Genomic DNA, 12,461 nt, shown 5'->3' on the forward strand with positions numbered 1-12,461 from the left:
CGCCGATGGACCGCCGCCGCTCGCGTTTTTCCTTCCCGACCACTGTCCCGCCCAAAAATCAGCGTGACTGGCTTCGCGGCCTGCTTGCGTTGAGAGGCCGTATCAAACTTGTGGTCATGTCGGGCGCGGCATTGCTGGCTCTCCTGTCGTCCCACGAAGCGCGCGCCGAATTCACGGTCTGCAATCAGACGCTCGATGTCGTCAATCTCGCTGTCGGCCAAAAGGTCGACAATACGGACCAGACCGATGGCTGGTGGACCATCGGCGCAAATCAGTGCGTGAATGTCATCCGCGAGGAACTCACGAACCGCTACATTTACATCTATGCGACGGACGTCTTTGGCCACGCAACCCTGACCGGGTCGACCGAAATGTGCATCGATCGGCGGCGTTTTTCGATACGCGGCATCGATGAATGCTGGCAGCGCGGCCATATCGCCGCACGATTTCTCGAAGTCGATACGCTTGAACAGGTGCGGTGGACCTTTTTTCTGACCGGAAGCAATCCGTGACGCACAGTATCGACACAAGCTTCAAGTTGAAAAAGCAGGCGCGCGCCGCCCTGCGCAGACGCAGGCTCTGGCGCCGAATCCTTGCCGGTCTTGCTGTGGTTGTCCTGTTGTCGATCGCTGCCGGCTTTTATCTCACCGCGGACTATTGGTCGTTTGGCGATGAAGATGAGGAGTTGCACGCCGTCGAGGGAACCGACGATGTGCCAGCCGATGCATCGGTCTATGTGCCTGCCATCATCGATCTCGCAGGAGACCCGATGTGGATCACCCTTGCGCCCGACACCGGCGCCGCAACAAAAAGCCAAGTGATCCCGCGCCCGGCAGAACTCGATCAGGCTGGAGTTTCTCCCCAGATCGAGATTCTGGCTGACGTGATGCTTAGCGCCAGCGAAAAGTTCATGACAACGATACCGTCCACGCAAGAAGACTTCGCATTCTTCCAGGCACAGCGACAGACCGCGCCGGCGTCATCCAACGATCTGCAAGACGATGTTCAGCCACCGCCCGTTCTAAACGAGGCTCCGGTTGCTTCGGACCCGCAGGTGGACGCCGATAATGCCGAAGCAGGTTGGGGCGAAACAATCGATTCAGGCGAGGCAGCCCTTCCCACGTTCCGGAAAACCCAGATCGAAAACAACACAAGCGTCGCAAATGTCACCAGCGAGTATCAACGATACAAGGCTACCGAGGACACATTCGTAAAGATTCTCAACGACCGCAGCTTGGACAGCGTTGCCCTGGATGCGCATTTCTCCGCCGAGGATGCCAAACTGGCAGGCGAAGCCCTGAAGACGCTTTTCAATCGGGAAAGCCTTGAGCCAGGTTATGTCGTCGCCATGCGCGGTTTCAGGCCGACGCGCGAGACGACAACCATGTCCCTCATGCAGGTTTCGATCTACGCCAAGAATGTATTTGTCGGTACGCTGACGCGCAATGCCGCTGGTGTGTTTGTGTCTGGTGTGGATCCCTGGGTCCGCGAAGATCTGTTCAACTACTCGGGCGCACAGGCACAAGGCACGCACAAAAGGCAATACCGGCTGCTCGATGCAATCTACTCAACAGCAGCACGCAACAAAGTCCCGACCGGCGTGATCGGAGAAGCGATCATGTATCTCTCGCGAGGACAGGATCTGGATGCGTTTGCCAGCGAAGAGCAACGTCTGGTCCTGATCTATTCGCAAAGGCCGCGTGGCAAGGAAGAGACGGCCGGGCGGGTGTTATATGTGGGTGTCCAGGGCGCTGAAAAAAGCCTCGACTGTTTCGTGTTCCAGCAGACCGACGGCCAGTTTGCATGCGTTAGCGGCGACGATCAGGTTCGCTCGCTGACGGTCACAAACGGCATGGTCACCCCGGTCAATGGGGTCATGACGTCCACCTTCGGCCCACGCAAGCACCCGATCCTCGGGACTGTTCGCATCCACAAGGGCGTGGATTGGGCGGCGCCTCTGGGTACGCCGATTGCAGCCGCCTTCGACGGCGAAGTCGTTTTTCAAGGCGATGGAGGGGGTTACGGCAACCTGGTGAAGATTTCGCACGGAAACGGGCGCGAGACGCGCTATGCGCATATGCAGAAATTCGCGGTCAAGAGCGGTGTCGGCGCGAAGGTGAAGGCAGGCGATATCATTGGTTACATTGGCACTACCGGCCTTTCGACTGGGCCGCACCTGCATTTCGAACTCTATCGCAATGGCGAGGCGATCGATCCCCTGGGTACGGTTACCGCCATCGCAACGGATGATTCCGCTGTCGAAACGCTGACCGACCGTATCGTTCAAGTCGAAAGTGGCGGCAGCGCCCGCGCCAAGAACCCACTTTCTTCGGCGACCGGCGCCGGTCAGTTCATAACGAAGACCTGGATCAGGATGATGAACACCTACCGCCCCGAACTTGCGCGGACACTGTCAACCGCCGACCTGCTCGCTTTACGTTACGACGCCACCATCTCGCGCGAGATGGTCAGCAATCTGGCGCGCGAAGGCGAAGCCTATCTTCGGGCGCGCGGCCACCAGATCACAGCCGGCCGGCTTTATCTTTGTCATTTCCTGGGAATGGAAGGCGCCCATCAAGTGTTGTCATCGCCGGGTTCGGCGCAATTGAGCGCCGTGCTCGGGTCGGCCGTCATTCAAGCCAACCCGTTTCTCACCGGCAAGTCCGCCAGCTATGTCGTGAGCTGGGCCGAAAGGAAAATGGGCAGGAAGCTGAGCCCGACGACGACTGAGGTGGCTCAACAGACAACGACAACAACGCAAGTCCGGCAGACATCGCCGGAGTTCGAAAAATACAAGCAGGCGATCACGGCCCTCATAAGCCCGATGCAGAATACCCTTTGAACCAGCGCATAACCCGGAAATCGGAATCGGTTTTGCTGCGCTAACCTCCGGTTCGCGCGTGGAAAAGGGCGCGCGGCTCTGGTCTCAGCCTAGCGCACCGCTCCAGCTACTCAGTCCTTATCCGCATTTCCACCCGGCGGTTTACCGGATCGAATGGGTTGGGGTCGCGCGGCTTCGCCTCGCCCAGGCCCGTCGCTTTGATGCGGGCAGGATCGATGCCGTTAGAGGTCAGGAAGGTTGTTACCGATCTGGCTCTTCGTTCCGACAGTCCCTCGTTGTAATCAGCCGAGCCGGACGCATCTGTATGACCCTCAACAACGAAGTTCAGAGTGCTCAGTCGGCTGTCCTTCAGTGCCTTGGCGAACTCGTCCAGTTCAGCGCGCGCAGTCGCATCGAGTTCCGCAGAATCCAGGCCGAAGTTGATCAGCATGTCGAGGCTGGTTTTTTCGGCCGGCGCTGCTTTGTTCTTGCTGCTGCATTCGTCTTCGGTGCCGACGCAAATTCCACGTGACGGGCCGAACTCGCTCGCTGCGTCAAAAAACTTCACGATGTCTTCTGATTTCTGAAGCGGATCAGCAAAAGCGTGGGTCGAAAAAAGCGTGACCGTAAACACGAAGGCTAAACTGCCCAACTGCATGACGGTTACTCCTGTCTTGAGCATCCGATTTCATCGACTGCGGACAATACCAAATTCCGAGGCGAATGTCTGTCAATAAACGTCAGGCATACGAGGAGTGGACGGCAGTTGCATCTTGCTGAGGACTGGAGACTTGACCCGCACCCTGTCCAGGCTTCAATGTCGATTGTTCCCCAGTAAAAGCGTGGCGGCCATGGCCAATGAGCTTCGATTCAAGACGGCACGGGATCTTTTCATGGCCTGCCCCGCTGTTTCCAGGGACATGGTGGCACTCCCGACCGAACAGCCTTCAATCGAATTTTGCCGCGCCCTCCTTGCCGGGCGAGTGCCCGAGGAGGCGATTACGTTCTGTGCCTATCTGCTTCCCGAGCGGGCTGCGGTGTGGTGGGCCCATGAGTGCCTGAGCCACCTCACCGTTCTGCTCGATCGCAGGGATCAGGAATTGCTCGCGCTTGTTCGTGACTGGGTCAGCGAACCGGATAGCCCTCACCATCGCGCCGAAGTGAGCCAGGCTGCGGCAGGAATGCCGCCAACAACGCCTGCCGTCTGGATTGCCCTGGCTGCAGGATGGCATGGCAATAGTGCAGCTATGGAGACGTCAGCGGTATCGGCCTTGCAGCCAGCCGCCCGCGCTGTGAGTGCGGGGGTTCTGGCCGGACTGGCACGCGTTGCGCTGGAGGACCGCTTTTCAGTTCTTTCCGCGTTTGTCGAAATGGGCATTCAGATGGCGGAGATCGAGGCGCTGCGCCAATCAGCGGATGCAAATTAGAGTGCAGTCTGGATCCTGATTGCTTGCCTTACTTGCAGCCGTCTTGGACCCATTTGGCAGCGCCACCCTGAAACGTGTCCCCAGCGGATGTTGCAGCCGCAGCACCGAGACATCGTCGGTGGCGAAACTTCCTGTCCGCACAACCGAGCCCAGTTCCATGGCAGCCATCGTAGTGACTTTCCCATATTGCCTCGTCGAGCCCTTCCACCGAACTGAAGCGTGGCTTGCCTTTGAGGTCTTTCCGTCGATTGCGGGATCGCCGAAGTCTATAGATAGGTCGGAAAAAAATAGGGTCGTCCGAAGCCAGGCAGTGGATCAACGGTATCCGTCATCCCTAGATCTTCGCGGTGCGGTCGAGAGCGACATGGTGCGGATCCTCCGATCCGCCCCGTGATGTTGCGCGAGCTTTCGTGAAAGCGAAACGGAAGTTGGCTTATCCCCAGCCGCCGCCGCCTCCGCCTCCGCCTCCGCCTCGCCAAGGAGCAGGAGCGATCACAGGAGGTGCGGCAACAGGCTCTACCTCAACCGGCTTGATCACTTTTTTCGTCACCACCCGTTTGGGAGCGGCCTTGACGACCTTCTGCTCTACAGGTGTCCTGCGAACGACCTTCGGCGGTGACGTCTCCACCAGCGGCGTTGGTTCGGGTGGCATCAAGGACGTGCAGCCTGTGAGCCCCACCAGGATGCCGGACAGGGCTGTTCCGACGATTGCGTGCTTCAATGTCCTGCGCACCGTTTACCTCCTGATTGATTAAAACACGTCCCGACGCGGGTTGGCTTCTTCCCAGACCCGCCTGGCCGCGCCGACCAGTTGATCGTCCAGCGAACCGGACGCAGGAATCTTCGATTTGAGTTCCCGGCGCAGCTGCTTCAACGCCGTCGTTTTCACCTTGGTGCCGAAATTTGCGAGGTTCGTCCGGGCCTCTGGCAGTTGGTTGCGAAAATCCAGCGCGGCCGCAAATGCAAGAAAGCGGACCGCGGTGGCCTGGTCGGCCTTTTCGCCCTTTTCCATTTCGAGAACCGCGCGATCGAATGCACCATACTCATCGCCCCGCATGGTCGCCATCTCGAACAGTCTTTGCGCTTCCGCCGGGTTGCGCTCCACGCCCACGCCGTCGCGGTACATGCGCGCCAGGTTGCTTGGAGCGTAGGGCTGGCCGAGTTCGGTGGCTTTCTGAAACAGGGCCAGCGCCGTTTTCGGATCTTTTTCGACGCCCGCGCCGGACAGATAGTTCCGGCCAAGCAGGTTCATCGAATACATATCCTGCCGCTCGACGCCAGCCTCCAGGAAGGCAACGGCACGGGCCTGATCGGCGGGCACGCCGTTGCGGCCTTCGGTGAAGATCGCGCCGAGATCGTTCATTGCATAGGTGTGACCCATCGCCGCCGCCTTGAGCAGCAGGTCCAGTCCTTTGCCGGTGTCGCGCTCGACGCCGTAGCCATGGAACAAGGCACGACCCCACGACGTCATCCCGTAGGGATCACCCTTGTCGGCCGCAGCCGCGTAGAAGGTGTTGGCCTGCTTGCGGTCGACAGCCACGCCTGTTCCGGTCGCGTAGAGGTAGCCGAGTTCGAACACTGCGCGCACGTGTCCCCTATCGGCGGCCTGTTGTATGGCTTTCCTGGCCTGGTCCACCTTGCCGGCTGCAAGCAGCGCGCGACCCAGTTCATAGCGGAAGCGGGCGACATCGGGATACGCCTTCACTGCAGCCTCGCAGAGCTTCACCGCGTCGGCGCCGATTTCATTTGGCAGCAGGCCAGGGACGACGCCTTGAAGGTCGAGAGGTTCGCCGGCAGCCGAGTCGCACGGATCAACGGTTGGCGACACTTTCATTTTGGCGGGTTTGGATACTGCGTTGTCCGCCCGAATCTCGAAGGCGATCTCGACCGGTGCGCTGGCTCCGATCTGGGGTTCATAGCGCAGCCCCTCGACTTCACCGACCGTCAAGCTCGATTCGGGCGACAGGGCTCGATCCGGCAGGGAGAGCGTTCCCGTTGCCGGATAGTTGGCAACCTTCAGGCTGACCGCCGAATCGTCTGTCGGGAGGTCCAGGTTCAGAGCAACCGCGCCGATGCCGACCGGAACGTCGATCTCCCGGTTGTCGATCGCCTCGGCCGCACCAGTGACATGAATGCCGCGCTGCAGCACCTGCTGCTTCTGCTCGGCTTCGAGCCAGGCCATCACCTGTTCGCCCTGGGCTCCTTCGCCGCTCTTGACCCGGAACACCAGCATGCCCTTGGCTTCGCCACCCCAATTGTCGCGTGCGGCGTAGGCCAGCATATCCATCTCTTCTGGCTCGCCAGCTCCCTTGGGGACATCCATCTGTAAATGCGGCAGATCCTTGCCCTGGATCAGATCCCCCGCTTCGACAACCTTGCCATTCAGCATCAGGCGTCCCAAGGCGGGCGGTCTTTCGATGCTGACGGTGATTGATCCGCCGTCGACCTCCACCGGTTCCGGGAGGTTCAGATCGACAGGCCCGACTCCCGACAACACGACTTTCTCCAACACGGGCGGTAGAGAGGGGCGGCTGCTGCGACGCATCAGAAAGACTTCGTCGATCAGCGAAGAGTTCTCCCAGGGAACCTGCAGGCCCTTGGTAGCCTCAACTACATCCCGGCGCACGGCCGCCATGACCGTGCGAATCTCCTGGTTCGGAGCCAAGGCCCGACGAGAAAATGCGAATGAAAATGGGCTGAGGTCGCCGGCGCCGTCATAGGCAACCGCGCCGGGTTCGGTGGCGAAAGCGATCAGTGTGTTCAGCGAGCTTCTTACTTGCGCAAGGCCGGTGCCGCTGGCGGTAATAAGCTGGTCCCTGAGCCAATAGTCCTTGCGAGGGAATGGATTGTTGCGGCAGGCATCAAGGATGATCACCTGGATCTTCGATTTCGAACGCATCTGCTGCAGCACGTCGTTCAGCTTGATTGCCTGGACCTCGACGTCCGCCGCATCTTTCAACGAGGCATCGACAGGGATCAGGAAATTTTCGCCGCCGATCTGAAAGCCGTGACCGGAATAGTAGACGACAGCTACATCCGCCCCGTCCACGGCGGCAAGATAGTTGCGGAACTGGCCTTCAAACTGCAGCTTTGTAAGATTGCTCGCGACAAAAACATCAAAACCAGCCGATCGAAACGTGTTGGACACGTCCACCACATCTTTGGCCGGGTTCTTGAGGGCCGAGATTTCTTGGTAATCGGAGTTGCCGATTACAAAGGCGACCCTTCGTTCGACTGCAGAAGCCTCGAAAGTCGTGACGCTTGCGAGCATGAATGCCGCAACGAATCCGCAACATCGGAGCATGGCAAATCCCTTAACCGCTGTTACCTGGCGACCACAAGAACACAGCTTGCAGTGCCAAGGTCCGTTAGAGAGCATGCTATCTGCCGAGACAGGAAAGAGAGAAAAGCCGTCGCGACAGCGGTATATTCCTCACTTGATCGAACCCTAAATTACATCAGAGGCCGAGTGTCCGCAATGATTGTCAACCGGTTTCTCAACCTGGCTATTTGGACCCGTGGTCGATTTGGTCCCCTCTCGGACCACGCGCTGCTGGCATTCTGATCGTGGCAAATGCAGCTGGTTCTGGTCGGCGATGCCCCCGATAAAATACAGCTCGCGCGGGCGCACTATGTTTTCGTCCCAGGGACGAACGTCCACTGCCGCCTGCCAGACCCGATGCCGCCCGGCACTCTTGCCTTCCGTCCACGCACCACGCGTTGGAGAGCGCCCGAGTTTTCCACTACTAATATCGGTCCACCCCTGATTTTCTCTAGCCACCATTTCCGAGACTCAATTAGCGTCTTCTTATGGAGCATCGGCACGCCATTCGAAGAATCAAGGATGGGCTTTGGGAGGTCTACGACATAGACGACGGTAGGGTTGTCTTCGCAGACGGGGTGGCTCTGACGAATTTGCGGGATGACGAGGCACTCGACGCCCTGGAGTTGCTAAAGGGTGGATTCCTGGTTCCGAGCAGCGCTCCCAAGCCAGCTGACAGTTCCTTGGCGGATCCGCTGAGGTCCACTATCCGAAAGATGAAGCACTGAAGGCGGATAGCTGGCGCACAAAAGCGCCGCCGCTTGGCGGGCTCCCGGCAGGTTTCGGAATTGCGCTTTTAGAAAGCCGGTGAACTACATCAGCTGATGCGTTCGCTCGTCGAGATCTGCCACCCTATTTCAGCGACGTCGCAGCCGCGATGCAGAAGGTATCGATCAATTTGCCCGCTCAAGGCTCAACGCGCCGCGGCGTCTCAAAACGAAAAACTCTCCTCCGTTTGGTTGATGCCGGAACAATGCTCCGTCAGTAAGTTCGTACTGTATATTAGCAGGGGCTGTTATGAGGTTTTTGCCCGTTCAGGAACCGACCAACACATGGGCCGTGTTCGATACCACCGTGGATGTGCCTGCGGACTTCGCTGGCGCTTGCCTTATCGGCTTGACGCGGGAGCGGGCGGAGTGGCTCGCAGCGAGAGCCAATCAAGATGCATCGGTGAGAAGTAATTGGATCGGCCGGTTATCATCCCTGGAGCCTGAGCACGGCGTGGTTCCATACGCAAATGTCAGAAATGGCTTATACCCGCAGGGAAGATTTCAGTGACGGACGAAGAGGCCGCTGCGTTGGCAGCCAGGAACCAGCAGCCTACGTAAGTCCGACATCACCAGCAAAACCGATCCAGCGATCGGTCCCCCGGCGTTGGGTGAGGCTATCCAGCTTGTCGCCAATGCGCTCCCCGGTTTGTATTCCTGCCCGAAGGACCGCTGTTATTGCTGATCCGGCATCTCGGTATTCTCTTTGGGGTTCTTCTTGATCCCCGCGGCAGGCGAGGTCTCGGCCGGGGCGTTTCCACCTTGGTTTTGTTCAGCGGCTCTTTTAAATGGCGAGGTGCGCCAGCCCATATCGGCATACAAAAAGCCAATGAGAAAGCCGACGATAATGACCGCTGCAATCAGCAGCGAAAGTATAGCGTTACGACGCTCCATGTCCGGCTCCTTCCTGCAAGCCGAACAGCCAGTAGCGAAAATGGTTCCCATCTACCATGGATGCGCAGGAGACCCTGAAGCTGCAGGTGATGGGAACTTCGCGCCGTGCCGGTGGTTGAAACGTAGGCGCTGCGAGCGGTGAACGCCATCCGTTCTTTCCCTCGCAGCAGGAAGGAGACACCATGGCCAACAAGAATACCACGTCGAAGCCGGCAATTCGGCAGGCGAATGCCGACGCCTTGCGACATCCAAGGCGGGACGCCAACGATACGGATGCGGGAGCGAGACCGCCGACGCCAAAGACCGCTGGGACCTCGAAGCCGTCGACTGCTCCGCTGGACAATCCGGTGGCGAACCGCAATGCCGGCCGGCCGCGCCAGTCAGGCACCACGCCACGGCCGACGGAAAAGCCGCTGGACTGAAAGGCGATGGCCGGGATCGTACGGGACGGCGGCTGCTTGTGCGGCGCTGTTCGCTTCAAGGTGAGCGGCGCACCGCTACGGGTCGGAATCTGCCATTGTCAGGATTGCCGCCGCGCCAGCGGCAGCTTCTTCACGCCGTTCGGCGTCTGGCCGATCTCGGCCTATGAAGGCAGCGGAGAAATGAAGACGTTCGCCAAACGCAGCTTCTGTCCGCAATGCGGGTCGCGTATCGCCTGGCTGCAGGACAATGAGGCCGAGATCATGCTCGGTTCGCTCGACATGGCTCCCAGCGACCTCATTCCGGAGTATGAGCTATGGGTGCCGCGCCGTGAGAAATGGCTCATGGCATTGCCTTGGGCGGAGCAACATGCCGGGGATCGCTTACCACCTTCCGATACATGACGAGGCTTCGGGACCGAGTTAAGGCACCCGGACCAATTCATTCATGGCGTTCAGAATGGCAACCTGATCTGCCGGCTTCCGGAGAAATTTACAGCCGGCGAACGCGCCTGGAACATCGCCCGGTCCAAATCCGCTCAGGAACGCGAACGGGATATCGCGTGCTTGCAGCGCTCTTGCGACCGCCAGACTTGTTTCGCCATAAAGTTGAATATCCAGCAGCGCGACATCGATATTGTGTTCGTCGATCAGCCAAAGGGCCACCGCCACCGACGGAGCCGGGCCGATCACCTGATACCCCAAGGCGCGCAGGCAAGCAGCAGTGTCCTCGGCGATGAGCCATTCATCCTCGACCACCAGAACGCGCAAGCCATCGGTCACGGCGCCTCACTGCGGATCAATGGGAACGTGAGCTGGACCTCAAGGCCATTATGATTGAACGTGGTCTCGACGTTGCCGCCAAGCCGGTAGCCGATCTCACCCTGTAGCAGGGAATGCCCGAAGCCGTTGGCCTCGGGCTTTTGGACCGGCGGCCCGTCTTTCTCGTGCCAGGCGAGCGTGAAAACGTCGCCCTCGCCTGACCATTTCAGCAAGACCCTGCCGCGGCGCTTCGACAGTGCGCCGTATTTGGCGGCGTTGGTCGCCAGTTCATGAATCGCCATGCTGAAGGAAAGGCCCTGTTGCGGGCTAAGCTTCACTTCGGCGCCCTCAAGTTCGAACCGGTCAATGCTGAAAAATTCGAGCTCCTGATGCAGCAATTCGTTGATCGAGGCGTCTTTCCAGCGTTCCTTCGACAGCAGACCGTAGGCCCGCGACATAGCGTGCAGGCGACCAACCAGCGCTTCGGCGAACTCTTCCTTCGATTTCGACCTTTCCCGGGTGCGATTGGCAATGCTGGGGACCACCGCCAGCATGTTCTTGACCCGGTGGTTCAGCTCCGAAATGAGCACTTGGTTTTGCTCTTCCGCCTCGGCCAAGGTGGTAACGTCGACCAGTGTGACCACGACGCCCTGGATCCTGTTGTCCTTGTCGCGATAGGGATTCATGCGAACCATGTGAAACCGGCGCTGGTCATCGCGCGCCAGGTGATGGTTCAGGGTCTCTCCGGTTTCGAATACCCGGTCGATATGCTGCTTCAGCTCGGGATACTCGAGCTGGCTCGACAGCTCCGTCAGCGGCCGGCCAACGTCCGAGGGACGCAGGTTGAAGAAAGACGAGGCGGCCGGAGTAAAGGTCCGCACCACGAGATTGCGGTCGAGAAAAATGGTTGCGATCTGCGTGCTCTCGAACAGATTCTGCAAATCGCTGTTGGCGCGATCGAGCTCTTCTATCTTGCTGGTCAGTTCCGAATTGATGGTGTTGAGCTCCTCGTTGAGCGACTGCATCTCCTCCTTCGAGGCCTCGAGTTCCTCATTGGTCGATTGCGCCTCCCCGTTGACGGAGACGAGCTCCTCGTTCGACGATTTCACCTCCTCCAGCGCGGTCTCGTATTCCTCGATGGTCGACTGCAGCCGCTCCCGCGTGTCACGCAACTCCCGTTCGAGATCGGCAGTGCCTTCGCTGAATCGTCTGACAGCTACGCCGTCTTCGATGCCTTGTTTCCTCCGGAACGATCGGCCTTGGCGGGGAGCCCTCCCGTCAACTTGTCCGACAACGTCTTTTCACTTCTGCCGAAGCTCAGGCTCGTGGCGCGTCTGCTTCTGGGGGACGTGGAGGCTTCCGACCGTCTGGTCGAGCGAACGCTTGAGCGCGCCATCGGCGAGATCGACAGGCGGCGGGCCGGCGTGTCGACCGAAGACTGGCTGAACGGCAGCATGCGAAATGTCGCTAGATCGAGCGGGGCGAGCGTGTTGCACTGAGGCTGCGATTCTTTTCCAAGTCTGGAATGTCGGAAAGACCGGCTGGTTTTCCAATAGTCCGAAAAACACGCAGAAACAGCGAGCTAGAGGAAAGTTCTCTGTCAGAATGCGAGGCGCACCTTAAGAGCTACCCGACACCGCTGACATAGCAGCCTCCTCAGCCTTTCTGGTTGCGGTCGACGAACTTGTTGAATCGGCTGGTTTTCCCGCCGCCGGTTTCGTCCTGGTAGAGGAAGGCCAGGTTGTTTTCGTCGAAGATCCGAAAGAACTCATCCCATTCGATGGCTTCGAACTCCTCCTCGGGCTCGCCAAAATCGATCCGCAGGATGCCGCCTTCACCCTTGGTCCGTATAGCGGCAGGCCGCCCGCCTCGATCTTCGGCCCACTGGCGGATCTCGTCATGATCGGTAGTCGTCTTCGACTCAGACATCGGAATCTCCTTTCGATCCCAGATTTGGCAGGCGCGTGATCCTCACGATCCGGTCTGCTTGCTGTGCGGCGGAACCGGACCGCTAGACGCATACCCGCTTTCCCGACCACGCGCCGGATG

At 59.3% G+C, this 12,461-nt stretch carries 11 protein-coding genes and 1 pseudogene; 6 read left to right on the forward strand and 6 right to left on the reverse strand.

Translation table 11 applies throughout. The features are described from left to right. Positions 1 to 5: 5 nt before the first annotated feature. Together ACWTU8_RS17845 and ACWTU8_RS17850 are read left to right on the forward strand one after the other, a co-directional pair. Positions 6 to 512, forward strand: coding sequence for a DUF1036 domain-containing protein (locus ACWTU8_RS17845; protein ID WP_029356217.1), 507 nt, complete (start codon positions 6 to 8; stop codon positions 510 to 512). Then, complete coding sequence (locus ACWTU8_RS17850; RefSeq protein WP_455849208.1) at positions 509 to 2,842, forward strand: M23 family metallopeptidase; 2,334 nt, start codon at positions 509 to 511, stop codon at positions 2,840 to 2,842. The genes ACWTU8_RS17845 and ACWTU8_RS17850 overlap by 4 nt, the downstream gene beginning before the upstream one ends. Before the next feature lie 106 nt (positions 2,843 to 2,948). On the opposite strand, the gene ACWTU8_RS17855 is transcribed toward ACWTU8_RS17850, so the two are convergent. Next, positions 2,949 to 3,479, reverse strand: a complete 531-nt coding sequence (locus tag ACWTU8_RS17855; protein WP_455849209.1) for an OmpA family protein — start codon at positions 3,477 to 3,479, stop codon at positions 2,949 to 2,951. A 133-nt stretch (positions 3,480 to 3,612) separates the two neighbouring features. Between ACWTU8_RS17855 and ACWTU8_RS17860 the strand changes: the two genes are divergently transcribed. Further along, positions 3,613 to 4,248, forward strand: coding sequence for a DUF6931 family protein (locus tag ACWTU8_RS17860; RefSeq protein WP_455849210.1), 636 nt, complete (start codon positions 3,613 to 3,615; stop codon positions 4,246 to 4,248). A 751-nt stretch (positions 4,249 to 4,999) separates the two neighbouring features. Here the strand turns inward: ACWTU8_RS17860 and ACWTU8_RS17865 are convergent. Next, positions 5,000 to 7,519 (reverse strand): caspase family protein, encoded by a 2,520-nt coding sequence (locus ACWTU8_RS17865; protein WP_455849211.1) that lies wholly within the window; start codon positions 7,517 to 7,519, stop codon positions 5,000 to 5,002. A gap of 1,493 nt (positions 7,520 to 9,012) precedes the next feature. Then, complete coding sequence (locus ACWTU8_RS17870; protein WP_455849212.1) at positions 9,013 to 9,231, reverse strand: hypothetical protein; 219 nt, start codon at positions 9,229 to 9,231, stop codon at positions 9,013 to 9,015. Between the two features lie 182 nt (positions 9,232 to 9,413). Here ACWTU8_RS17870 and ACWTU8_RS17875 point away from each other — a divergent pair, with 182 nt between their 5' ends. Beyond that, entirely contained in the window at positions 9,414 to 9,653 is a 240-nt protein-coding gene (locus ACWTU8_RS17875; RefSeq protein ID WP_455849213.1) for a hypothetical protein, read from the forward strand. 6 nt (positions 9,654 to 9,659) lie between these two features. Beyond that, the gene (locus ACWTU8_RS17880) at positions 9,660 to 10,055 is read left to right on the forward strand and encodes a GFA family protein (protein ID WP_455837449.1); all 396 of its coding nucleotides are present in this window, start codon (positions 9,660 to 9,662) and stop codon (positions 10,053 to 10,055) included. An 18-nt stretch (positions 10,056 to 10,073) separates the two neighbouring features. Here ACWTU8_RS17880 and ACWTU8_RS17885 read toward each other — a convergent pair whose 3' ends face one another. Next, entirely contained in the window at positions 10,074 to 10,433 is a 360-nt protein-coding gene (locus ACWTU8_RS17885; RefSeq protein WP_455849214.1) for a response regulator, read from the reverse strand. Then, a pseudogene (locus tag ACWTU8_RS17890) lies at positions 10,430 to 11,614 on the reverse strand (sensor histidine kinase); the annotation flags it as partial. The gene ACWTU8_RS17885 and the pseudogene ACWTU8_RS17890, both read right to left, overlap by 4 nt. Positions 11,615 to 11,695: 81 nt before the next feature. On the opposite strand from ACWTU8_RS17890, the gene ACWTU8_RS17895 reads away from it, so the two are divergent. Then, entirely contained in the window at positions 11,696 to 11,911 is a 216-nt protein-coding gene (locus ACWTU8_RS17895) for a hypothetical protein (protein ID WP_455849215.1), read from the forward strand. 157 nt (positions 11,912 to 12,068) lie between these two features. On the opposite strand, the gene ACWTU8_RS17900 is transcribed toward ACWTU8_RS17895, so the two are convergent. Then, complete coding sequence (locus tag ACWTU8_RS17900; RefSeq protein ID WP_029356200.1) at positions 12,069 to 12,341, reverse strand: hypothetical protein; 273 nt, start codon at positions 12,339 to 12,341, stop codon at positions 12,069 to 12,071. Positions 12,342 to 12,461: the final 120 nt, after the last annotated feature.

The sequence above is a fragment of the Mesorhizobium sp. BHbdii genome, from assembly GCF_053848045.1.